Source organism: Flavobacterium sp. TSSA_36 (assembly GCF_051547165.1).
GTDB lineage: Bacteria > Bacteroidota > Bacteroidia > Flavobacteriales > Flavobacteriaceae > Flavobacterium.
Map to the genome: position 1 here is coordinate 131,470 of NZ_JBPTTP010000007.1, position 23,691 is coordinate 155,160.

The window sequence follows — 23,691 nt, forward strand, 5'->3', positions numbered from 1 at the left end:
TAAGTCCTGTGCCTCGGGGGAACGCCCCACAAATTATCCTACGATTTCATAATCAATCAAAGGTAAATTATAGTATTTTTTTCCAGTTAGTTGAAACAAAGCATTGACGATGGCTGGTGCGATTACCGGTACGCCAGGTTCGCCTACACCAGTTGGATTTTCGGTGCTTTCTACGATTTCTACGTGTATTTTTGGCGCTTCGTTCATACGAATTAAAGGATAATCACTAAAGCTGTTTTGTTCGATGGCGCCGTCTTTGGCGGTGATTTTTCCGTAATAGGTCAAAGACATCCCGAAAATAGCGGCACCTTCTAACTGTGCTTTTACCGTATCGCGATTGATGACGGTACCACAATCGATAACAGTGTACACATTGTGAACTTTTACTTTATTGTTGATGAATGACACTTCGACCACGGAGGCTACATAGGAATAAAAACTGTATTGAACCGCGATACCAAAGGCGTGACCTTGAGGTAAAGCTTTTCCGTAGTTGGCATTTTTAGCGGCTTGTCGCAACACGTGTTTCATTCTTGCTGTGTTGTGTTTTATGGCGTCTTGTGTGTTTTCAATGCGGTCAGGCCCGATCAGGTTCAAGCGGAATTCCAAAGGGTCTTTTTTAGCGGCATAGGCTAACTCATTGGCAAAAACATTCACAGAAAAACCGTGAGGAATATTGATAACAGAGCGCATCCATCCGATGCGGACGTGAGCGGGCGCTTTCCCTGTTTCGACTTTAAAATTGGGAACGTCTAAGGGGATGTCTGTGGCGCTTCCAGCTTCCCATTCGGCAGGATATTCGGTTCCGGGTACAAAAGTAGACATAATAGAAGGCAAGGCAAAACGGTGCAGCCAAGCGGTTACATTGCCTTGAGCATCCAAAGCAGCTTTGAGATATTGGGCACTTTCGGTATGATAATAACCGTGTTTGATTTCGTCTTCGCGCGTCCAAACTACTTGCACGGGTGCATTGATAGCTTTGGAAACCATTACCGCTTCTACTATATAATCGGGTTTTGATTTACGGCCAAAGCCTCCGCCAAGAAAGGTAATATTTACGGAAACCTTGTCTAAAGGTATTTTTAAATAGTCTGCGACTTCTTTGCGAGCGGTTTGCGGATCTTGAGTAGGTGCCCAAACTTCGCAAGAATCGCCATTTACCCAAGCAACAGCATTGGGTACTTCCATTGGGGCGTGCGCCAATAAAGGCAATTGTATGGTGCTTTCGACAATTTGATGCGCTTTAGCAAAAGCTTGATCTACATCACCAATCGATTTGGCGACTTTTCCAGGTTGCAACACGCCCTCGGTGATTGTTTTTTGATAATCGGCAGAGGTATAGGTTGCATTGGGGCCATTGTTCCATTCTATAGTTAAGGCTTTCTTACCTTCAAAGGCAGCCCACGTATTAGAAGCAATTACGGCTACGCCACCCAAAGGGCCAAATGGTTTAGCAATTCTAGGGATTTCGATGACATCAATCACTCCACGAATTTTGAGCGCTGCTTTTTTATCGAATGATTTTACAGTGCCAAAAGTGACTGGACAACGGGCAATGGCCACGAATTTCATATTGGGGATTCTTTTGTCAATACCAAAGACAGCACTTCCGTTGGCATAGTTAGTAACATCAACACTTTTTAAGGTTTTACCAATGTATTTAAAGTCTTTCGGGTTTTTTAAAGTAACGTTTTTAGGCAATTCTAAAGTTTTGGCAGTGGCAGCGAGTTCGCCAAATCCTAATTTTTTACCACTACTGTGTACTATAAAATGATGTTGTGCGATACACTCCGTTTCTGGAACATTCCATTTTTGAGCGGCAGCAGTAATGAGTAAAGCCTTGGCTGTGGCACCCATTTTTCGCATAGTGTCATAAAGGTAAAGGATACTTCGAGAGCCATCAGTATTTTGATCGCCATATTTTGCGTCTCCCAAAGCTTGTTGTACCACTACTTTAGACCAATCGGCTTCCATTTCGTCAGCTATAATTGATGGTAATGAAGTACGGACACCATTGCCCATTTCAGACCGTGAAGCAATCAAAGTTAGGGTTCCATCGGTTTGTAAATAGACAAATACATTGGGTGTAAACGTATTTTCTTGTGTAGCATTGGAGTTGCAAGACAATACAATACTGCTGCCTCCTAAAAGTAATCCGCCAGATGTCAAACCTATAATTTTTACAAAATCACGGCGACTGTAGTTTTGAATTGCCTCCATTATTTTCCTTGTTTTTTGAGTTCAACTGTATGATGAATCGCATTTTTGATTCGTTGATAAGTACCACATCTACATAAATTGCCTGACATAGCCTGATCAATTTCTGACTCAGAAGGCGATGGGTTCGAATTGAGTAAGGACGTAGCTGCAATCAGTTGTCCAGGTTGACAATAGCCACATTGCGGTACGTTGTATTCCGCCCAAGCTTCTTGCAGCAGTTGCAAATTAGGGCTTTTACCTTCAATAGTAATAATTTTTTTCCCCTTTGCACTGCTTACAGGGGTTAAGCACGAATAAGTAGCTTCATTGTTAAGTAGGATTTTACATGCGCCACAAGCTCCAATTCCGCAGCCAAATTTAGTACCCGTTAATCCGATAATGTCGCGAATCGCCCATAATAAAGGCATCTCGGGAGCAACATCGAGATTGTATTTTTTACCATTGATATCGAGTGAGACCATAACAAAAAAAATAAAGTTAGACGGTACAAGTTACACTTTTTTTGTGGAGATGATAGCGTCTTGTATTTAGAGATTGTTGTTTCGTCAAGTGATTGTTTAGATTATAATAGCCAATATATTTTCAATGCAGTTGTTTTTTGGACTGCTAAAGCATAAAAGCTGTAACTTTGGTTTTCTACCTTTTGCTTTATTTTAGTTTAATCAGTAATCCTTCAATAGTATGAATAATCCTTATCTTGATATTGTTTTTCGAAGTGTTAGTGTTTATTTGTTCATGATCATTGCCCTTCGAATATTTGGAAAAAAACAATTGTCTCAGCTCAATACAACGGATGTTATTTTAATCTTGTTGATTAGTAATGCGGTGCAAAATGCCATGGTAGGTAGTAATGTTTCGCTTGCCGGAGGGATTCTTGCAGCATTGTCATTATTTATAGTCAATCTTGTTTTTAAAAGAATAGTATTCAAGTCTGAGAGAATTAAAAATTGGATTCAAGAAAAACCAGAAATCCTAATTCATAATGGAAAAATTGAATTTGAAACCGTGGCCAAATTAGGAATCACTTCTGAGGAATTAGAAGAAGTGATGCGTGAGCATGGAATTGCTTATTTTAAAGAGGTCAAGCTAGCTATGCTTGAAATGGATGGCACTATTAGCATGATTTCCGGACATCCTTCTTTACGACAAACCCATCATAAACGAAAAATCCACAAATCACTCGGTGAAGTGGGAGCACTATAAGTTCATTGCTGAAATTAAGATTTATGATTGATGTGTGTTATAATCATAATGGTAAAAAAACAGCTATTAAGTTTATTTTGTGTTTTTAAAAACGCAATTTTTATTACTTTTTGTATTTTATAAAACACAAAATTAATTATATTTGTGTTTTATAAAATGCATTATTATGGAAACATTAATCAAAAAGCACATCAATCTACTTGCGCAAACCGAGTTGGGTTTTGAGCGTTATTTGTTGCATAGCCTGCCTTGGGAGCAACGATTGTTGGGGATAAAAGGGGGCAGAGGTGTGGGTAAAACCACCTTGTTTTTGCAATACATCAAAAAACAATATGGTGTTTCAAATACAGCATTGTATGTTTCCTTGGATGATTTGTATTTTACAGAACATGTTTTGAGTGATGTAGTTGAAAAATTTGTTAACAAAGGAGGTGAACATTTGTTTGTAGATGAGGTTCATAAATACCCGAATTGGTCGATCGAATTGAAGAACATTTATGATAGTTATCCGCAGTTGAAGGTGGCTTTTACGGGGTCTTCCTTGCTCGAAATCCTCAATGCGCGTGCCGATTTGAGTAGGCGTGCATTGGTATTTGAGTTGCAAGGATTGTCGTTTCGGGAGTTTTTAAAATTTAGACATCAAATCGATTTACCTAGTATCGAATTGGATGATTTATTGACCAATCACACCCAAATTGCTTTAGACTGGAATGCTGCTTTCAAGCCTTTGGTTTATTTTGAAGATTATTTACAAGTGGGATATTATCCATTTTACCAAGAGAATGCTGTTTTTTACTACAAGCAATTGCAGGAAATTATCAACATGATTTTGGAAATTGAGTTGCCCTTGTTGCGCAAAACAGAAGCGTCCATGCTTTTTAAAATCAAGCAATTATTATATGTTGTTAGTCAGTCGGTGCCTTTTAAACCTAATGTATCGGCTCTGGCCAATAAGATTCAGGTAACCCGAAAAACGGTGATGGATACTTTAATTTACCTCTCGGATGCAGGTATTTTGAACATGGTGTATAAAGATCAGTTTGGGATGAGTTCAATGCAAAAACCTGAAAAAATATATTTAGAAAACACCAATTTTATTTATGCTTTGGGGAACGAAAATCCTAATATTGGCAATGTTAGAGAGACTTTTTTTCTGAATCAATTGCGACAGCAACATCGTGTAACCTATCCCGAGCAAGGTGATTTTGTGGTAAACGATAAATATGTATTTGAAATAGGTGGCAAAAACAAAACTAGAAAACAAATTCAAGGACTAGAAAACGCCTTTGTAGTGCAGGATGATATAGCGTTTGGTGTAGACACTACTATTCCATTATGGCTATTTGGAATGTTGTATTAAAAAAGAAAAAAGGTCAAAATCCAGTGTAGTCTCCCTGATTGGGAAAGAAACCATTAAGTTCATTAGGCAATTAAGACCAATGCTGATTGAGGTGTTTTGCTATCTAACTGATGAAAAGAAAGCTAAATTTTATACTATTTCCTAATTAAAAAAGGTATCAATGAACATTATTGATACCTTTTTTTTGTGACCACGGTGGGATTTGAACCCACACGCCCTTACGAGCACCACCCCCTCAAGATGGCAAGTCTACCGTTTCTCCACGTGGCCAAAAATAAAAAAGGTTACCCGTACAACGAATAACCTTTGTGACCCGACTGGGGCTCGAACCCAGGACCCCATCATTAAAAGTGATGTGCTCTACCAACTGAGCTATCGAGTCAATGATTCAAGAAACTAATGCGTAGTTCACAGTATTTGTGACCCGACTGGGGCTCGAACCCAGGACCCCATCATTAAAAGTGATGTGCTCTACCAACTGAGCTATCGAGTCATTTCGTTTCTTGAATGCGGGTGCAAATATACATACTTTTTTTCGAAGTTTCCAAGCTTTTTTATTATAAATTTGTCTTTTTTAAATAAAAAAACACAATGCCTTAGTTAGTAAGGCTTTAATGGTATGAAGAAAATTATTTTATTAGGGTATATGGGGTGCGGTAAGTCAACCATTGCACAACATTTGTCTCAAAAAACAAGTATTCCTTTTTTAGATTTGGATCAATACATAGAGCAAAAGATGCGTTTAACCATTAAAGAGGTATTCGAGAGACACGGAGAAGTCTATTTTCGTAAGGTAGAGCATCAAGCTTTTGTTGAATTATTGGCAGATCCGAATGAGATGATTTTGGGTTTGGGAGGAGGAACGCCCTGTTATGCTAACAATCATGAGTTGTTAACGGGGGCAAACGTAATCTCTGTCTACTTAAAAGCTTCTATCGATACCTTGTTTGAGCGATTGTCTAAAAACAGAAGTAAACGTCCTATAATTGCCCATCTTACTGATGAAGAATTAAAAGAGTTTATCGCTAAGCATTTGTTCGATAGAAGCTATTATTATAATCAAGCGCAACATCTATTGCCTATTGATGGAAAAACTATAGCAGAAGTAGTGGCAAGCCTTGAATTGTTGTTAGCTTAAATACGCGTAACTTTCGCCTGTATCTTCAAAAACTACTTGTACATGTTCGAATAAGGAAGTGGATAATGAAATGCCTTTAAAATCAGCTTTTACGGGATATTTTTTGTGGTTTCGGTCAATTAGCACTGCGGTTTTGAATTTTTTGAGGGGAACGTCTAGAAAATGGCGTACCGCATAGATGAGCGTTGTCCCCGAATTCAATACATCATCCACTAGTACTAGGCCTTTATTGGTATAGTTTTCTTTGGCTAATGAAGTACGAATCGCTAAATCTGGCTGGTGTTTATTGAGTATCACCTCGCAAAGTGAGACTTGTATTGGAGCAATCAAAGCCAATGCTTCTGCAATTTTTTGAGCAAACACAAAACCGTTTTTGGTAATGCCGGCCAATACAATTTCGTCTTCGTCTACAAAGGTTTCATAGATTTGATACGCAATACGTTTGGTTTTATGTTCGATTTCCTGATGGGATAAAATGATATTTTGGCTCATATTCTTATTTTTTAAGGTTTGGGTTTCGATGCACTATTTATAAAGTAGGGGCTTTTTTTTAGAGATATTCTTCCTCGTCAGTAGCAACAACGTTGCCAAACTCATCGATGTCGCGTCTATCTTTTTTGGTAGGGCGACCCGTGCCGTTTTTGCGATAATGTTCTTTAGATAATTTCAGGAGTTCTAGGTGCTGATAGACTTCGGCAGGCGTGTCGTTGCTGCGGTACATATCGACTAATTTGGCGCCTAATCGGCTCTCGGGTATGTCTAAAACAGTAATGGTTTGTGTAATTTGATCCTTACGAAAGGTGATGACATCCGTAGGAAAAACTTCTTTCGAGGCTTTGGCAACATGACCATTTACAGTGACTTGGTTTTTTTTGCAGGCTTCGGTGACCATGTTTCGGGTTTTGTAATATCGAACGCACCACAAAAATTTATCTATTCGCATAATTTTTCAAAAATCAAAGTTAAATACTTCATCAAAATCAATCTAAATTGTATCTTGCGCACTCAAAAACTAGTACTAATGAACAAAATTAAGTTTTATTTTATTTTATCAATGCTAACGTTGGCATTATTTTCATGTTCTAAAGATAAAGAAGATGAGGTGACTCCACCGAGAGAATACAGTGTACAATATGCTACCGATATCAAAGACATTGAAGAATATTTGAATACTTATTATATAGAATCAGTTTCCTCAGATTTTGATATTAAAATCACTAAAATTCCTGAAGGAGGAAATCAAGTTTCAGTAATGAAACAAACTACTTATCCTCTTAAATTCAGAGAAGTAGATTTGCATGGTGTAAAATACAAAGTATATTATTTGCTTCTAAATGAAGGGAAAGGGCAGTCGCCTTGCAATGTAGATGATGTATTTACGGCCTACAAAGGTGATTATTTGCAACAAGTAACTACCGATGGTGTGACCAAGTTAACAGCCACTGAGTTTGAACGATCAGAGACACCACAGCAGTTTTTCCAATTAACTTCAGTAATTAGAGGTTGGTCGGAGATTTTTCCTAAATTCAAAACAGGAACCTATGTTTCCAATGGTGATGGTACTATTTCTTACAAAGATTTTGGAGCAGGTGTAATGTTTCTTCCTTCTGGTTTGGCATACTTTAGTAGTAGTAGTGGTACAATTCCTTCCTATGCACCGCTAGTTTTTAGTGTGAAATTGTATGAATTAAAACGAGTAGATCATGATGGCGATGGTATTCCTTCTTATTTAGAAGATTTAAATGGGGATGGTTATATGTATTCGTTTACTAATACTACTTTATACCCGACACCGCCTGCCAGTAACCCTGACGATACCGATGGAGATGGTGTGCCTGATTTCTTAGATGTAGATGATGATGGCGATAATTATACCACCAAATTAGAGCGTTCTTATAAAGATGCTAATGGAGTTACTAAGTATTATGATTTTGCTGATATACCCTTGTGTACTGGTGGTAATGGCAAAAAAAGGCACTTGGACCCAAAATGTCAGAATTAAAGAAAACGTAGTTTTAAACCTATAATAAACCGTTCCATTTTTGGAGCGGTTTTTTTTGTGCAGTTAGTTGGTTTTTTTTTTTAAAAATCTGTGTTTCAAAGGCGCTGGATTGAAATCCAGCTTTACAATATCGGTCGAGTCTACGACTCTTTTTGTACGAAACTATGTTTGGGTTATTTTTTAATCTGAGTTTGAAAGGCACTGGATTGAAATCTAGCTTTACAATATTTTTCGAGTCTACGACTCTTTTCATACGAAACTATTTTAGTTTTTTTTTTTAATCTGTGTTAATCTGTGAAATCTGTGATTAAAAGGCGCTGGATTGAAATCCAGCTTTACAATATCGGTCGAGTCTACGACTCTTTTTATACGGAACTATTTTAGGTTAATTTTTTTTTTTTTTTAATCTGTGTCAATCTGAGAAATCAGTGTTTTATTTAATAGATAAAAAAATCCCGCCAAGTATACACAAGGCGGGATGATTTTGGGATGGATAAAAAATTATTTTCTAGCCAATACTCTTTCTACAGCTTCAACAATCGCTTGATTGTTTAGTTTGTATTTTTCCATTAATTGTTCTGGAGTTCCAGATTCTCCAAAGCTATCATTTACTGCTACAAATTCTTGCGGTGCAGGAGTGTTTAAAGCCAAAACTCTAGAAACACTTTCGCCCAAACCTCCTAAGATGTTATGCTCTTCAGCAGTTACCACGCATTTCGTTTTGGCAACCGATTTTAAAATCGCTTCTTCATCCAAAGGTTTAATGGTGTGAATGTTGATTACTTCGGCAGAAATTCCTTTCCCTTCCAAAGCTTCAGCAGCGATTAAAGCTTCCCAAACTAAGTGACCTGTTGCAACGATAGTAACATCTGTTCCTTCGTTTAATAAAATTGCTTTTCCGATAACGAAAGGTTCGTCTGCTGGCATAAAGTTAGGCACCACAGGACGACCAAAACGCAAGTAAGCTGGGCCGTGGTGATCGGCTAAAGCGATCGTAGCTGCTTTGGTTTGATTGTAATCACAAGTGTTGATTACGGTCATGCCAGGCAACATTTTCATTAATCCAATATCTTCTAGAATTTGGTGTGTAGCTCCATCTTCTCCAAGAGTTAAACCTGCGTGTGATGCACAAATTTTTACATTTTTATCAGAATAAGCTACCGATTGACGAATTTGATCGTAAACACGACCTGTAGAAAAGTTAGCAAATGTTCCTGTGAATGGAATTTTCCCTCCAATAGTTAAACCAGCTGCGATTCCAATCATATTAGCTTCTGCTATTCCGATTTGGAAAAAACGCTCCGGGTGGTTTTTCTTGAAATCATCAAATTTCAATGAGCCAATTAAATCGGCACAAAGTGCTACTACATTTTCGTTTTTCTGACCCAATTCAGTCATTCCCGCTCCAAAACCTGAACGAGTATCTTTACTACCAGTATTTGTATATTTTTTCATTATTTGATTTTAATTGAAGGATTTAAAAATTAAAAGATTAAAACATCTGAAGTCAGAAATTTTTAATCTGTCCTCTTAATTCTAGTAATCTGCTAAAGTTGAACTATTTTGTGCTAGACCGTTTTCTAATTGCGCATCATTTGGTGCTTTTCCGTGCCAAGCATGGGTATGCATCATGAAATCAACACCATTCCCCATTTCAGTATACAACAACACACAAACAGGTTTTCCTTTTCCAGTTTTAGCTTTAGCTTCAGTCATTCCAGCGATAATTGCTTCGATGTTGTTTCCTTCTTTGATTTCTAGTACCTCCCAATCAAAAGCTTCAAATTTAGCTTTCAAGCTTCCCATATTTAATACTTCGTCAGTAGTACCGTCAATTTGTTTTCCGTTTACGTCAACAGTTGCAATAAGGTTGTCTACGTTTTTAGCAGAAGCATACATGATGGCTTCCCAGTTTTGACCTTCTTGCAATTCGCCGTCTCCATGTAACGTATAAACGAGATGTGCATCCCCATTTAATTTCTTAGCTTGAGCAGTTCCCAACGCTACAGAAAGTCCTTGTCCTAATGAACCAGAAGCCATACGGATTCCAGGTAATCCTTCATGAGTAGTAGGGTGACCTTGCAAACGAGAATTTAATAATCGGAACGTAGCTAATTCAGCTACAGGAAAATAACCGCTTCTAGCCAATACGCTATAGAATACTGGCGAAATGTGACCATTAGACAAGAAGAAAACATCTTCTCCAATACCGTCCATGTCAAATCCTTCTTTGCGATCCATTAAGTATTGATAAAGAGTAACCAAAAATTCTGTACATCCTAGAGAACCACCAGGGTGTCCAGAATTAACAGCGTGTACCATACGAAGAATATCTCTTCTAACTTGGATAGTTAAATCGTTTAATTGTTGTGTGTTAGGCTTCATTTTATGTGTAAAAGTTAAACTGCTGCAAAAGTAATTTTTATTTTTGGGAAGACCAATGATTTCAGGTGCAATTTCCCCTATAATTCGAAAATAGCATCCTGCCATAATTTTGGGCTGTATTTAAAGCCTCTGAAACAAAAAAAGATTAGCATATAGCCAATCTTTCGGATGTTGTTGCGAAGGGGAAGTGCGACAAAAAGATAGATCGTGAGCCACAAACCCCATACTTCTTGTTTTATAATTTGCTTTTTAAACTTGCCCATCCACCACCGTTGTATACTTCTGAAAATCCATTAGCTTTTAAGATGCTTTTGGCCGATGCGCTTCGCATACCTGAGGCGCAACACGTAATGATAGTCTGGTTTTTGTCTTTTAGTTTTCCTAAATTTTGCCTTAGTGTGTCTACGGGAATGTTTAGAGAATTTTGAATGTGGTCGCTATTGTATTCGCCTTTGCTTCGAACATCGATAATAATGGCGCCTTGTTGCAATAATGCTTTGTAATTTGTGGTAGGTCCCAGACCCAAAATACGTTTTAAAAAAGTAATCATGTTAATCTATTTTGTTTTGTAAAGATTGATAAAAATTCACGTTCAACCAAGAACCTCCGTTTGTACAATCAATACCATGTTGCAAGAGGAAATGTTCGGCTTGACCGCTTCGGCCGCCAGAAGCACAGCACAAAATAAGAGGACTAGGTAAGGCTTTCATTTCTTCAAGGCGATCTTGGATTTCACTCAGAGGAATATTGATAGACGTGGCTACATGACCACCCATAAACTCTTCATGAGTTCTAACGTCTACAATGGTGCTATGTTTTTCTTTAAATAAATGTTCTAAGGTCATAGGAATTCAATTTAGTTGTTTTTGAATTGAGTTAGGCAAAGATAAAGGTACAAAATGAGGTTTTGTGTAACAATTGTTACACTGTAGGGACAGGTCGTGACCTGTCCAGTTCATTTGTTCGTGACCTGTCCAGTTCATTTGTTTGGGTTCTGTCCAGTTCATTTGTTCGTGACCTGTTCCCATTTGCAAATTTAATTTCAAACAAGGCACATTAATTTGTAGTATTTTAAATGTTATTTTTATATTTGATTGGGTAGTACTATGATTTTTTATATTTTTATTAATGATATTGCGTAGGGACAGGTCGCGACCTGTCCGTACATTTCGCCTGTCCGTACATTTCGCCTGTCCGTACATTTCACCTGTCCGTACATTTCACCTGTCCATACAAAGCCATTTTTCCAAAATAAATTCAAAAGAATGAAAAGAAAAAATAGAAAAAGAATACGAAAGGAAGGATTTGATTATTCGCAGGATAATTTGTATTTCATCACCATTTGTGTTCAAAACAGAATATGTTGTTTTGGATCCATCCCCGTACGGACAGGTCGTGACCTATCTAATAATTCGAATAATTCGATTCATTTTAATGAAGAAGAAAAAAATGAAGTGGATAAAATACAAATGAATTTGAATGAATATGGTCAGATAGCCAAAAATCAGATGCATTGGTTAGAGGAGCAATATCCGTATGTTGTAATTCATTGTTTTGTAATTATGCCTAATCATGTTCATGTAATTTTAGAGATAGATAGAAGTTTGGTTTCAGATGAGGAGATTAAAATCAAATCGGTATCAGAATTAATTGGAGCATACAAAACCACGTCTTCGAAACATATTCATCTAAAGGGGTTGTTTTCTTTTGCATGGCAACGTTCTTTTCATGATCACATTATTAGGAATGCGATTTCATACGAAAGAATTTTCAATTATATAGAGACGAATCCATTGCGTTGGCATGCCGATGCATTTTTTGCGGAACCGTAGGGACAGGTCGCGACCTGTCCGTACAGATGCCTGTCCGTACATTTCGTCCGTGTTAAATAAAATGGTAATTCACAATATGTAAATCTGAAATAAATTATCTTTGCGCACTGAAAAAAGAGACAAATGAAATTTGATTTATTACAAAAAGATACACAATCTAAGGCAAGAGCGGGGCGTATCACTACCGATCATGGGGTAATTGAAACCCCAATTTTTATGCCTGTGGGTACTGCAGGTACCGTAAAAGGAGTGCATCAACGCGAATTGAAAGACGATATTAATCCCGATATTATTTTAGGAAACACCTATCATTTGTATTTGCGTCCTCAAACGGATATTTTGGAAAAAGCGGGAGGCTTGCATAAATTCATGAATTGGGACCGCAATATTTTGACCGATTCTGGAGGGTATCAAGTCTATTCTTTGTCGGCGAATCGAAAAATCAAAGAGGAAGGGGTGAAATTCAAGTCACATATTGATGGTTCTTACCACTTTTTTACGCCAGAAAATGTAATGGAAATTCAGCGCACCATTGGGGCTGATATTATCATGGCTTTCGATGAATGTACGCCTTATCCTTGTGATTTTCGTTATGCGCAGCGTTCGATGCACATGACACACCGTTGGTTGGATCGTTGCATCAATCATTTAGACAAATTACCTTATAAATATGGTTACGAGCAAACATTTTTTCCGATAGTACAAGGGAGTACTTATAAAGATTTGCGTCGCCAATCGGCAGAATACATTGCTAATGCTGGGCAACAAGGAAATGCCATTGGAGGACTTTCTGTAGGGGAACCAGCAGAAGAAATGTATGCCATGACCGAAGTGGTTTGCGAAATCTTACCCGAAGACAAGCCCCGTTATTTGATGGGAGTGGGAACGCCAATTAATATTTTGGAAAATATTGCTTTAGGGATTGATATGTTCGATTGTGTGATGCCAACACGTAACGCTAGAAACGGAATGTTGTTTACCGCCAATGGTTCCATCAATATTAAAAATAAAAAGTGGGAAGCTGATTTTTCGCCTATTGATGAAATGGGCATTACCTATGTCGATACTTTTTATACCAAAGCCTACTTGCGTCATTTGTTTGCTTCTAATGAAATGCTTGGTAAACAAATTGCGACCATTCACAATTTAGGATTCTATATGTGGTTGGTTCGTGAAGCAAGAAAACATATCTTAGCGGGCGATTTTAGACCTTGGAAAGAAATGATGGTCAAAAACATGAGCCAGAGATTGTAAAATAAAGTAAGAGGGTAGGAGTTAGAGGGTAGAAGTGTATGGAAGGCATAAAACCTCTAACTTCTAACCTCTAACTTCTAACCTCTAACTTCTAACCTCTAACTTCTAACCTCTAACTTCTAACCTCTAACTTTTAGAAATGAAATTGACTATAATAGACAAATACATCCTAAAGCGCTACTTGGCGACTTTTGCGGTAATGTTGTTGTTGTTTATCCCTATTGGAATTGTAATTGATGTTTCGGAGAAGATCAATAAGATGCTAGAGAATAAGATTCCTTTTGCTGATATTGCGCTGTATTACTACAATTTCACCATTTATTTTGCCAATTCTCTTTTTCCAATTTTTCTGTTTTTATCCATAATTTGGTTCACCTCCAAATTAGCCAATAATACAGAGATAATTGCAATTTTGGGTTCAGGAATTTCGTTTACTCGATTTTTAAAACCCTACATTATAGGTGCCTCGATCGTGTCTGTTTTAGTATTGTTGATGGGTTTTTTTCTAGTGCCCTCAGCTAGCGAAGGATTTAATAATTTCAGGTACACTTATTTAAAAGGAGGAGGAAAAGAAGCCATGCGAGGAGAAAATACGGATGTCTATCGTCAAATCAACGAAAATGAGTTCATTTATGTCAATAGCTTTAATCCAGAATCCAAAATGGCTTTTAATTTTTCGCTTGAAAAGTTCAAAAAAGAACAATTGGTTTCTAAAATTACAGCTAGTCGAATCCAATGGAATCCGAAAGATAGTACCTATACCCTATACGATTTTACTAAACGAACCGTTGGGGCGATGGAGGACAAAATAGAGAAAGCACCTGAGAAAAAGTTCCATTTTGATTTTGATTTAGAAGATTTAACTCCTGTGGTGTACATAGCGGAAACCTTAAATTTGACGCAACTGAATGCATTTATTGAAAAAGAACGCAAACGAGGCTCTTCTAATATCAACACCTATCTGGTAGTATTGTATAAAAAATATAGCGTACCAGTATCTGCTTTTATTTTAACTTTAATTGCGGTATCTGTCTCAGCTATGAAACGTAGAGGGGGTATGGGAACCAATTTAGCCATCGGAATCGCTATCGCTTTTTCTTTCGTCTTTTTTGATAAAATTTTCGGTACCATAGCCGAAAAATCTACTTTTTCACCCTTGCTAGCAGTTTGGTTGCCCAACTTCTTCTTTGGAATTTTAGCCATTTATTTACTTCGCAATGCCAAACGATAATTTTAATAGTTACTTAAATCTTCATTTAATTGTATTTATTTGGGGATTTACCGCCATTTTAGGGGCTTTAATCACTATAGATGCTGATTTTTTAGTTTGGTATCGCATGCTATTGGCGGCCCTTTTTTTAGGAGGTTTTTTATGGATCAAAAAGATCTCTTTCCGAGTATCCTTTAGTGCTATTCTCAAATTAGTTTTGGTGGGCTTGCTGATTGCTTTGCATTGGATTACTTTTTTTGAATCCATAAAAGTAGCCACAGTATCCATTACCTTATCAGTTTTTTCTCTAGGAGCTTTTATTGCCTCACTACTAGAGCCCATTTTTTACGGACGAAAAGTACTGTGGTATGAAGTGTTTTTTGGAGTAGTCATCATTGCCGGTTTGGCTTTGATATTGCAAGTAGAAATCAATTACCTTCAAGGAATGCTCTTGGCTTTAGTTTCCATTTTTTTAGGGGTAATTTTTACCCTTTTTAATGGAAAATTGATTGAGCATCATGAGCCATCGGTAATTGCTTTCTATGAGTTTTTGTCTGGATTTGTTTTCATAACACTTTACTTTTTCTACAAAGGAGCTTTTACAGTAGATTTTTTTATTTTGACTCCTAAGAATTGGCTCTTGTTGTTTGTGTTAGCGTCGGTTTGTACGGCCTATGCTTTTACGGCATCGGTAAAAGTGATGCGACGTTTATCACCTTATACGGTCATGCTTACCACTAATTTGGAACCCGTTTATGGCATCATCTTGGCGTATTTTATCCTTGGAGGAAAAGAAAAAATGAGTACTGAGTTTTATCTTGGAGCCTTATTAATAGTCATTACTGTGATTCTCAATGGAGTAATCAAACATTATAAGGAAAAGCCTTCGCAGTAAAAGCGAATAGACTATAATTTGGGGGTAAAAAAATAAATTTATCTTTTGAATCTGTTTTAAATTTTTACATTTGCACTTCCAGAATTTCAAATTCATACAAACGCAAAAATCCTATGGAATATTTAGATTTTGAACTTCCTATTAAAGAATTAGAGGAGCAATTAGAAAAATGCGTCATTATCGGTAAAGAATCGGATGTAGATGTTTCTTCGACTTGTAAAGAGATTAACAAGAAATTAATTGAGACCAAAAAAAGCATTTACAAAAATCTTTCTGCTTGGCAGCGTGTACAATTATCAAGACACCCCAATCGTCCTTATACTTTAGATTATATTCGAGCTCTTTGTGGGGATACTTTTTTAGAATTGCACGGAGATCGTGGTTTTAAAGATGACAAAGCCATGGTAGGTGGTTTAGGAAAAATTGGAGGTCAATCGTTTATGTTAATCGGACAACAAAAAGGATTCAATACCAAGACACGTCAATACCGTAATTTTGGTATGGCTAATCCAGAAGGGTATCGCAAAGCCTTACGATTGATGAAAATGGCAGAGAAATTTGGTATTCCTGTGGTAACACTTGTGGACACTCCAGGGGCCTATCCAGGTTTAGAAGCCGAAGAAAGAGGCCAAGGGGAAGCTATTGCCAGAAATATTCTTGAAATGGTTCGTTTGAAAGTTCCTATCATTACCGTAATTATTGGGGAAGGTGCTTCTGGTGGCGCTTTAGGAATTGGTGTTGGTGACCGAGTATTTATGCTAGAAAACACTTGGTATTCTGTGATTTCTCCAGAATCTTGTTCGTCTATATTGTGGAAAAGTTGGGAATATAAAGAACAAGCGGCTGACGCGCTTAAGTTGACTTCTGCCGATATGAAACGCCAAAAATTAGTAGATGATATTGTTCCAGAGCCACTAGGCGGAGCGCACTTTGATAGAGACACTACTTTTAAAACCGTAGAGCATTATATTTTGAAAGGTTTTAATGAGTTGAAAGACTTATCAACAACAGAGTTAATCACTCAAAGGATGGATAAATACAGCAATATGGGACATTTTAAAGAGTAAAAACTTACAATAAAAAGTAAAGTCCGAAGCCTTTGGTTCTCGGACTTTTTTTATGGTTATCAACAAAAAACAAAGAGTTGTCAACATAATTTTGTAATAACTCAGCTAGACTTCATGGCTATTTTTTATTTAAATTCGCACTATGGAAAATTTCAAATCAATCAACCCTGTCAAAGTGGATCGATCCGCTATTATCAACCTAGAAAAAGGAAAGTTACCTCCCCAAGTCCTTGAAATAGAGGAGGCCGTTTTGGGAGCTATGATGATTGATAAGAAGGGAGTAGACGAGGTTATTGATATTTTACAGCCCGATGCTTTTTATAAAGAAGCACACAAACATATCTTTGAAGCTATTGTTCAGCTCTTTACAGAATCACAACCGATTGACTTATTAACAGTTTCGGCTCAGCTTCGAAAAAATGCCAAATTAGACCTTTCTGGAGGCGATTTGTATTTGATTCAATTGACTCAAAAAATTTCGTCCTCAGCGCATATCGAATTTCATTCTAGAATCATTCTTCAAAAATTTATTCAGCGGAGTTTAATTCGAATTTCTTCTGAAATTATTGAAGATTCCTATGATGAAACCACCGATGTTTTTGATTTGTTGGATAAAGCAGAATCTAAATTATACGAGGTGACACAAGGTAACGTAAAACGTAGTTCTGAAACAGCACAAAGTTTGGTGTTGCAAGCCAAAAAACGTATTGAAGAAATTGCGGGTCAAGAAGGATTGAGTGGGGTAGCTACTGGTTTTGAAAAATTAGATAAAGTAACTTCAGGTTGGCAACCTTCAGATTTAATTATTATTGCGGCTCGTCCGGGTATGGGTAAAACGGCTTTCGTATTGTCGATGGCTAGAAATATCGCCATTGATTTTCAAAAACCCGTCGCTGTGTTTTCCTTAGAGATGTCCTCTGTGCAATTAATTACGCGTTTGATCTCTTCTGAAACTGGACTGTCTTCTGAAAAATTGCGTACTGGAAAATTAGAAAAACACGAGTGGGAACAATTGAGTACCAAAGTAAAAAATCTTGAGAAAGCCCCTTTGTTTATCGATGATTCTCCTTCGCTTTCCATTTTTGATTTACGGGCGAAATGCCGCCGTTTGGCCTCTCAACACGGCATCAAATTAATTATTGTCGATTATTTGCAGTTGATGACTGCCGGAGGAGGAGGCAAAGGAGGCGGAAACCGTGAGCAAGAAATTTCTACTATCTCGCGAAATTTGAAAGCTTTAGCCAAAGAGTTAAATGTACCTGTAATTGCACTTTCACAGCTGTCTCGTGCGGTGGAAACGCGTGGATCTAGTAAGCGCCCGTTGCTTTCAGATCTTCGTGAATCGGGAGCGATTGAGCAAGATGCTGATATCGTATCGTTTATTTATCGTCCCGAATATTATAAAATTGAAGAATGGGATGACGAGGAGCAATCACCAACCGCGGGTCAAGCAGAGTTTATTATTGCTAAGCACCGTAATGGTGGATTGGAAAATGTACGATTGAAATTTGTGGGTAACTTAGGTAAATTTGACAATTTAGAAGATTTTAGTAGCGGTTATGATGATTTACCATCAAGTATGAATCAAGACGATTTCACTAAAAACCTGCCTTCGCCTCATGAAGCTTTTGGAAGTACCTTTAACAATGATCCCGAAGATGATAGTGATGTGCCTTTTTAAAAACATTTAAAAAGGGAATTCTTCCTTTTTTTATAAATAACTGCTAAAAATGGTGTAGCTTCGCTAAACTATTATTAACCAATTATTTATTAAAAAAATGAATGAAGAAAATTTTTCGAGTAAGGTAGCAATTCCTTTGGTTACCGCTCAAGAGTGGGTAAAAAAATATAAAAAGCCTAAAGTTAAAGAAACGGACAAAAAAACGGATGCTTATTTAATTCCGCTCGAATCATTGCAAAAAGTAATGGATCAAAAAATTGACGCCGTTCGGGCTTATAAAGGGATTAACGATGCAGGGGAAGAAACCCTAATGTTAGTTGGCACAGTTCTAAATCCACAAACTGGGATTTACGTAGATGTTTTTCCTTCAGCGTCCGATATGGCTAAATTAGCAGATACTGAAATGGTCTATGATGCAAGTAGACCGTGCCCTCCTTATGGCGACCCTAATAGTCCTATGAATGTATAATAATGGATGATTTTTTTATTTATTTATCTTATGGCATATTAGTGCTCAATTTGATAGTATATGCCATTAGCTTTTTCAAAAAAGAAAAGGTTAATGGCTTTTTTTTATTGTACCTACTATTTGTTACCTTCATACAACTTAGTATGGAGCTGTTTTATTTTTTGCATTTGCAAAACCTATTTTTGATGAATTTGTATTTTATTGGGCAAATGATAGTGTTAGGACTATTTTATAGTTCGTTGATGAATTCTAAAGGTCAAAAAACAGTCATTCATACTATAATGGTTTTCAATTTAATGGCAATTGGTATTCAAAGTTGTTTGGATCATGAACAATTTTTCAAGTACAATCTTTTGGTAATAGTTATAACAAATTTGAGTGTCATTGTATTTGCTATGCTACATTTGTTCAATATGTTAACTTCAGAAAAAAAGTACTATTATGTTACCATTGGGCTAATTTTGTATTTACTGTCTAGTACCATGATTTTTATTGTAGGAAATATTAATGCTAAATTGGATAGTGAATGGAAGTTTTTGCTTTGGATTTTTAACTCTCTTTTGTTGATTTTGTTTTATTTGTTTATTTTGTACGAATGGAAAGTAAGTTTTTTTGTAAATAAAAAGAAATAAATATACTATTAATGTTAAATAATAGTAAAAGGCGTAAAAATAAACTATTTTTGAGTTTAGAAAAGTCCCCAATTTTTTAATACCACTTTTTGTATGAATCCTACTTCTGTTTCAGAAAAAGAAATTGTACTAGTGATTTTGTACACTTCCTTTTTTTTTATCATTTTGGCCGTAGTACTGATCGTTTTTTTTTATTATTCAAGAAAAAAAATCCTTCAAAAAGAAATTGAAAAGAAAGATGTAGAAATTGAGCATCAAAGAGAACTACTCAAAGCGGTTATTGAAACTCAAGAAGCGGAACGTAAAAGAATTGCTCAAGATTTACACGATGACATTAGCTCTAAGTTGAATGTTGTGGCTTTAAATGCGCACTTATTGAGCATGCCTCATCTTTCCGAAACAGAATTACAGGAAATCAAATTGAATGTAATTACATTGACAGGCAAAGCGCTTGAAAATTCTAGAAAAATTGCACATGATTTGTTGCCGCCCGTTTTAGAAAAGTTTGGTTTAGATGCGGGTGTTGAAGAATTGTGTATGGAATTTAGCACGGCGAAAGACGTAAACGTGATGTACGTCAATGAAGTCGTATTTGAAGAAAAAGAGATACGCAGGCACTTACACGTATTTAGAATCATTCAAGAATTGTTGAGTAACTCGTTACGTCATGGCAAGGCTACTAAAATGGCAATTCGTTTTGTTCCCTTTGGAGCATACACCAAATGTTTATATACGGATAACGGTGTGGGTTTTGATGATAAGAAGCTAATGCATCAGAAAGGGTTGGGGTTAAAAAATATCGAGAGTAGAATTTCATTTTTAAAAGGAAGTTTGACTTTTCAATCTGAAAGAGATAAAGGAGTAAACGTTGAATTTATTTTTTAGTTATGAATACACCCATTAAAATAGTTTTAGTAGACGATGAAGTACTTTTTAGAAAAGGAATTGCTTTCATTTTGGAGCGTGAATCCCATTTCACAATTGTGCATGAAGCTTCGAATGGTCAAGAGTTGTTTGAGTTTCTAAAAAATACTACGGTACTGCCGGATATTGTGATTACAGATTTGAAAATGCCTATTGTAAACGGGATAGAAGCAACCAAAATGCTACATAGGGACTATCCGAGTATCAAGATTGTAGCCTTAACTAGTTACAATTCAAAATCATTTATCGCCAATATGATTGACTTAGGGGCTGTTTCCTATCTCTTAAAAAATGCCTCACCCGATGAATTGATTCTTACTTTGAAAGAAGTCGCCCATAAAGGATTTTACTATTCAGAAGAAGTCCTCAAAATAATTAAAGAAGTGGTGTCTTCTGGCAATAAACCAAAAAGTCCTCTAGATAAAACCCTTTTAACGGAGCGTGAACTGGAAGTGTTACGTTTGATTTGCAAACAAAAAAATGCTGCCGAAATTGGCGATTATTTATTCATAAGCCCTAGAACTGTTGAAGGGCATCGCACTAATTTATTGTTAAAAACCGATTCTAGAAATGTAGCTGGTTTAGTGGTTTATGCGTTACAAAATGAATTAGTTCATTTAGATTAAAACACAACAGTTAATTACTTAATAAAAATTGAAAGGATAGGAAGTAAAAGGCGATCAATAGTGCTACTAAAAGACAAAGTCCGAATTTTTTCATTAGGCTAGGGTTTTCCACGTCATTTGGGGTTGAGTTGGTATAGTTAATAAAGTATTTCATGCGAGGTTTTTTTTTCAAAATTATCATGTTTTTGGAAATTGTATCTAGGTGTTTTTACTTGTTTTTTAGAAAAAACTAATTTGTTTTTGAAAAAGTTTTTTTACTTGAAGTCCTAGTAATTGTCTCTTTATCGTTTTATCTTTGAAAAGCAAATTGTAGTTCATGAATCTGAAATTTTTATATTTTCTTGTTTTTTTATTGTGTTCTTGGGTAGCACAGGCCGGTTTTATATTGTTGCCGATGGATGAAACTACCCAACAGAATCACCTCAAAGCTTACGGAATTACTTATTGGTGTTTGGATAAAAAGTTTAAAGCAAGTTGGTTGCTCAATTATAGAGGCGGTTCTTTTTTGCTTCCTGACGCTCCTGAAATCCGTAAAGAATGTCAAATACGTGGCGTAAGTTTTGAACTCTTATCTGATACTGAAGAAACGGATTTGATGCATCAAATCAGTAGTCCTTCTCAAAACATGGAATCAGTTTTATTAGAGAAAGCGCCTAAAATTGCGGTTTACACCCCTAAAGGCAAACAACCTTGGGATGATGCTGTGACGTTAGTTTTGACCTATGCTGAAATCCCTTTTACGGCAGTTTATGATGAAGAAGTATTGTCAGATCAACTGGTCTTGTATGATTGGCTCCACTTGCATCATGAGGATTTTACGGGACAATATGGGAAATTTTATGGTGCCTATAAAAACACTCCTTGGTATATCGAACAAAAAAAAGATGCGGAACTCCTAGCTACAAAATTAGGCTATGCGAAAGTTTCAGAGGAGAAAGGAGCGGTTGCTAAGAAGATCAGTCACTTTGTTATTGGTGGCGGTTTTATGTTCGCCATGTGTTCTGCCACGGATAGTTTCGATATAGCTCTAGCTGCGGATGGCATAGATATCTGTGAGGCCATGTTTGATGGCGATGCTAGTACCCCTAATTATCAGTCGTTACTAAATTTTAACACCTCATTTGCCTTTAAAAACTTTACTTTAGAAAGGCGAGCAGAACAATATGAGTTTTCTAATATCGACATGACAGGGAAAAGAAAAATCCCTATGGAAAAAGATTATTTTACTTTGTTAGAGTTTTCGGCTAAATGGGATCCTATTCCCAGTATGTTGTGTCAAAATCATACCCAATTAATCAAAGGTTTCATGGGGCAAACGACTGCTTTTGATGCCGAATTTGTTAAATCGAATGTATTAGTTTTAGGTAGTTGTGAACTCAATGGTGAGGTGCGATATCTTCATGGTCAAAAAGGAAAAGGCATGTTTACTTTTTTTGGGGGGCATGATCCTGAAGATTTTCAGCATCAAGTGGGAGACCCAGCTACGGTGCTTGATTTGCATCCTAACTCACCCGGTTATCGCTTGATTTTGAACAATGTGTTGTTTCCTGCAGCCCAAAAGAAAAAATTGAAAACCTAATTTTTTTTTTGTCTTTGAGCGTTTTATTTAATGCTTACTTGCTCGTTTTTTTATCTCCTTTTTTTGTGTTGTTCAGTGATAGTTCCGAAAGCGTATTTGAGCTTTAAAAATGAAAACGATATAGTGACTATCAATTACTTATAACTCAGTGGAATTCGTTTTTTAGTTATATTTTGGGGATAATTGCCTTGAAATTGTTTAAATTTGGATTTGAATAGTAAAGGAATCTATTGCAAAAATAGGTTCTGAATTTTAATCTTAAATACCTATAAAATGTCACGTATTTTTTTAGTTCTGTTTTTGTTTACCACCTATATAAATTCAGCACAAACTCCACAAAAAAAAGAAATTAACCATCAAGCACAAACTTGGATAAGTCTTAATACGGTACTAAAATTTAATGATCATTGGGGAACAATGAATGATTTTCATATCAGACGTACTGATTTTGCTGACAAAGAAAATTTCTATTTTGCAAGAACGGGTATTACTTACAGTCCGATTCCAAAATTAACACTTGCGGCAGGATATGCACATTTGTGGTTGGCACCTTCAAAACCTGAATGGTCTAATTTCGCCGATGAAAACAGAATTTTTCAACAAGTATTATATTCTTCCAAAATAGGCAACGTTAGCATGTTGCAACGTATCCGTAATGAGCAACGTTGGCAGGATAAAATGGTAAATGATAGAGCAGTAGCTACTCGGTTTACTAATCGTATTCGATATTTGTTAAGTTTTACTATTCCAGTATTTAATGATAAAAAATTACCTTCGTTAGTTATTGCAGACGAACTTTTAATGCATTTTGGGAAAGAAGTGGTCTATAATTCAATGGATCAAAACCGTATTTTTATCGGGATTCGTCAAAATATCAACCCGAAATGGAGTTATGATTTTGGATACATGAACGTGATACAACAAAAGTATAGTGGTTATCAATATGACGCTAATCATACGCTTCGTCTTTTCTTTTACTTTACGGGTAATGCTAAAGATGTGTTTCATCATGATCATACCTCGGGTGATGAATAATTAATTTAAGTAGGTAAAATAATACATGTAATAAAAAAGCTAGTGTTTACTTTAAAACATTAGCTTTTTTTGTTTTATTTTGTAATATCAAGATTATCAGTTTGTTGTGTTTTTTATTTTTTGAAATTTTTTAAGAAGAATATGTTAATGGAATTAATGTATTTTGGTTATTTAAGTTA

General features: G+C 36.3%; 25 protein-coding genes and 3 tRNA genes. 16 read left to right on the forward strand and 12 right to left on the reverse strand.

All coding sequences use genetic code 11. The features are described 5' to 3' along the window. Positions 1–33: 33 nt before the first annotated feature. Both ACSVH7_RS13290 and ACSVH7_RS13295 read right to left on the reverse strand, forming a co-directional pair. Entirely contained in the window at positions 34–2,220 is a 2,187-nt protein-coding gene (locus tag ACSVH7_RS13290) for a molybdopterin cofactor-binding domain-containing protein (protein ID WP_438067183.1), read from the reverse strand. Further along, positions 2,220–2,681, reverse strand: coding sequence for a (2Fe-2S)-binding protein (locus ACSVH7_RS13295; RefSeq protein WP_438067184.1), 462 nt, complete (start codon positions 2,679–2,681; stop codon positions 2,220–2,222). The genes ACSVH7_RS13290 and ACSVH7_RS13295 overlap by 1 nt, the downstream gene beginning before the upstream one ends. Before the next feature lie 220 nt (positions 2,682–2,901). Here ACSVH7_RS13295 and ACSVH7_RS13300 point away from each other — a divergent pair, with 220 nt between their 5' ends. Continuing rightward, the gene (locus ACSVH7_RS13300) at positions 2,902–3,423 is read left to right on the forward strand and encodes a DUF421 domain-containing protein (RefSeq protein ID WP_438067185.1); all 522 of its coding nucleotides are present in this window, start codon (positions 2,902–2,904) and stop codon (positions 3,421–3,423) included. Positions 3,424–3,589: 166 nt separating this feature from the next. After that, on the forward strand, positions 3,590–4,783 hold the full coding sequence (locus ACSVH7_RS13305) for an ATP-binding protein (RefSeq protein ID WP_438067186.1): 1,194 nt from the start codon (positions 3,590–3,592) through the stop codon (positions 4,781–4,783). Positions 4,784–4,970: 187 nt separating this feature from the next. On the opposite strand, the gene ACSVH7_RS13310 is transcribed toward ACSVH7_RS13305, so the two are convergent. The 3 genes from ACSVH7_RS13310 to ACSVH7_RS13320 form a co-directional block, all read right to left on the reverse strand. Continuing rightward, positions 4,971–5,053 (reverse strand) — tRNA-Leu (locus tag ACSVH7_RS13310). 39 nt (positions 5,054–5,092) lie between these two features. Beyond that, positions 5,093–5,165 (reverse strand) — tRNA-Lys (locus tag ACSVH7_RS13315). Between the two features lie 38 nt (positions 5,166–5,203). Next, positions 5,204–5,276: transfer RNA gene (locus ACSVH7_RS13320), tRNA-Lys, on the reverse strand. A 126-nt stretch (positions 5,277–5,402) separates the two neighbouring features. Between ACSVH7_RS13320 and ACSVH7_RS13325 the strand changes: the two genes are divergently transcribed. Then, positions 5,403–5,921 carry a shikimate kinase gene (locus ACSVH7_RS13325; protein ID WP_438067187.1) on the forward strand — a complete coding sequence of 173 codons (519 nt, stop codon included), beginning with the start codon at positions 5,403–5,405 and terminating at the stop codon, positions 5,919–5,921. Here ACSVH7_RS13325 and ACSVH7_RS13330 read toward each other — a convergent pair. After that, the gene (locus ACSVH7_RS13330; protein ID WP_438067188.1) at positions 5,913–6,413 is read right to left on the reverse strand and encodes a phosphoribosyltransferase domain-containing protein; all 501 of its coding nucleotides are present in this window, start codon (positions 6,411–6,413) and stop codon (positions 5,913–5,915) included. The genes ACSVH7_RS13325 and ACSVH7_RS13330 overlap by 9 nt on opposite strands. 58 nt (positions 6,414–6,471) lie before the next feature. Next, positions 6,472–6,864 carry an RNA-binding S4 domain-containing protein gene (locus tag ACSVH7_RS13335; protein WP_438067189.1) on the reverse strand — a complete coding sequence of 131 codons (393 nt, stop codon included), beginning with the start codon at positions 6,862–6,864 and terminating at the stop codon, positions 6,472–6,474. Between the two features lie 78 nt (positions 6,865–6,942). Between ACSVH7_RS13335 and ACSVH7_RS13340 the strand changes: the two genes are divergently transcribed. Further along, positions 6,943–7,923 carry an FKBP-type peptidyl-prolyl cis-trans isomerase gene (locus tag ACSVH7_RS13340; RefSeq protein ID WP_438067190.1) on the forward strand — a complete coding sequence of 327 codons (981 nt, stop codon included), beginning with the start codon at positions 6,943–6,945 and terminating at the stop codon, positions 7,921–7,923. A gap of 501 nt (positions 7,924–8,424) precedes the next feature. Here the strand turns inward: ACSVH7_RS13340 and ACSVH7_RS13345 are convergent. The 5 genes from ACSVH7_RS13345 to ACSVH7_RS13365 form a co-directional block, all read right to left on the reverse strand. Continuing rightward, entirely contained in the window at positions 8,425–9,378 is a 954-nt protein-coding gene (locus tag ACSVH7_RS13345; RefSeq protein WP_438067191.1) for a transketolase family protein, read from the reverse strand. Positions 9,379–9,459: 81 nt separating this feature from the next. Beyond that, positions 9,460–10,308 carry a transketolase gene (locus tag ACSVH7_RS13350; protein ID WP_438067217.1) on the reverse strand — a complete coding sequence of 283 codons (849 nt, stop codon included), beginning with the start codon at positions 10,306–10,308 and terminating at the stop codon, positions 9,460–9,462. A gap of 235 nt (positions 10,309–10,543) precedes the next feature. Then, complete coding sequence (locus tag ACSVH7_RS13355; protein ID WP_438067192.1) at positions 10,544–10,858, reverse strand: rhodanese-like domain-containing protein; 315 nt, start codon at positions 10,856–10,858, stop codon at positions 10,544–10,546. Between the two features lies 1 nt (position 10,859). Continuing rightward, the gene (locus ACSVH7_RS13360) at positions 10,860–11,153 is read right to left on the reverse strand and encodes a rhodanese-like domain-containing protein (protein WP_438067193.1); all 294 of its coding nucleotides are present in this window, start codon (positions 11,151–11,153) and stop codon (positions 10,860–10,862) included. A gap of 6 nt (positions 11,154–11,159) precedes the next feature. Then, on the reverse strand, positions 11,160–11,354 hold the full coding sequence (locus ACSVH7_RS13365; protein ID WP_438067194.1) for a hypothetical protein: 195 nt from the start codon (positions 11,352–11,354) through the stop codon (positions 11,160–11,162). A gap of 219 nt (positions 11,355–11,573) precedes the next feature. Here ACSVH7_RS13365 and ACSVH7_RS13370 point away from each other — a divergent pair, with 219 nt between their 5' ends. The 12 genes from ACSVH7_RS13370 to ACSVH7_RS13425 all read left to right on the forward strand — a co-directional run bounded on the left by ACSVH7_RS13370 (position 11,574) and on the right by ACSVH7_RS13425 (position 23,512). Further along, a complete protein-coding gene (locus ACSVH7_RS13370; RefSeq protein ID WP_438067195.1) occupies positions 11,574–12,140 on the forward strand; it encodes a transposase in 567 nt (188 codons plus the stop codon). Between the two features lie 123 nt (positions 12,141–12,263). Next, on the forward strand, positions 12,264–13,394 hold the full coding sequence (tgt, locus tag ACSVH7_RS13375; protein WP_438067196.1) for a tRNA guanosine(34) transglycosylase Tgt: 1,131 nt from the start codon (positions 12,264–12,266) through the stop codon (positions 13,392–13,394). Positions 13,395–13,533: 139 nt separating this feature from the next. Continuing rightward, positions 13,534–14,625 carry an LptF/LptG family permease gene (locus ACSVH7_RS13380; RefSeq protein ID WP_438067197.1) on the forward strand — a complete coding sequence of 364 codons (1,092 nt, stop codon included), beginning with the start codon at positions 13,534–13,536 and terminating at the stop codon, positions 14,623–14,625. Further along, a complete protein-coding gene (locus ACSVH7_RS13385; protein ID WP_438067198.1) occupies positions 14,612–15,499 on the forward strand; it encodes a DMT family transporter in 888 nt (295 codons plus the stop codon). The genes ACSVH7_RS13380 and ACSVH7_RS13385 overlap by 14 nt, the downstream gene beginning before the upstream one ends. Positions 15,500–15,612: 113 nt before the next feature. Continuing rightward, entirely contained in the window at positions 15,613–16,566 is a 954-nt protein-coding gene (locus ACSVH7_RS13390) for an acetyl-CoA carboxylase carboxyltransferase subunit alpha (RefSeq protein WP_438067199.1), read from the forward strand. Positions 16,567–16,708: 142 nt separating this feature from the next. Further along, positions 16,709–18,247 (forward strand): replicative DNA helicase, encoded by a 1,539-nt coding sequence (gene dnaB, locus ACSVH7_RS13395; RefSeq protein WP_438067200.1) that lies wholly within the window; start codon positions 16,709–16,711, stop codon positions 18,245–18,247. A gap of 97 nt (positions 18,248–18,344) precedes the next feature. Then, the gene (locus ACSVH7_RS13400; protein ID WP_438067201.1) at positions 18,345–18,716 is read left to right on the forward strand and encodes a hypothetical protein; all 372 of its coding nucleotides are present in this window, start codon (positions 18,345–18,347) and stop codon (positions 18,714–18,716) included. 185 nt (positions 18,717–18,901) lie between these two features. Then, positions 18,902–19,348 carry a hypothetical protein gene (locus ACSVH7_RS13405; RefSeq protein WP_438067202.1) on the forward strand — a complete coding sequence of 149 codons (447 nt, stop codon included), beginning with the start codon at positions 18,902–18,904 and terminating at the stop codon, positions 19,346–19,348. A gap of 93 nt (positions 19,349–19,441) precedes the next feature. After that, positions 19,442–20,233 carry a sensor histidine kinase gene (locus ACSVH7_RS13410; RefSeq protein ID WP_438067203.1) on the forward strand — a complete coding sequence of 264 codons (792 nt, stop codon included), beginning with the start codon at positions 19,442–19,444 and terminating at the stop codon, positions 20,231–20,233. Between the two features lie 2 nt (positions 20,234–20,235). Next, positions 20,236–20,898, forward strand: coding sequence for a response regulator transcription factor (locus tag ACSVH7_RS13415; RefSeq protein WP_438067204.1), 663 nt, complete (start codon positions 20,236–20,238; stop codon positions 20,896–20,898). A 316-nt stretch (positions 20,899–21,214) separates the two neighbouring features. Beyond that, positions 21,215–22,477, forward strand: a complete 1,263-nt coding sequence (locus ACSVH7_RS13420; protein WP_438067205.1) for an asparagine synthetase B — start codon at positions 21,215–21,217, stop codon at positions 22,475–22,477. Between the two features lie 273 nt (positions 22,478–22,750). Further along, positions 22,751–23,512: a DUF2490 domain-containing protein gene (locus ACSVH7_RS13425; protein ID WP_438067206.1), complete on the forward strand. Its 762-nt coding sequence runs from the start codon at positions 22,751–22,753 to the stop codon at positions 23,510–23,512. Positions 23,513–23,691 lie beyond the last annotated feature (179 nt).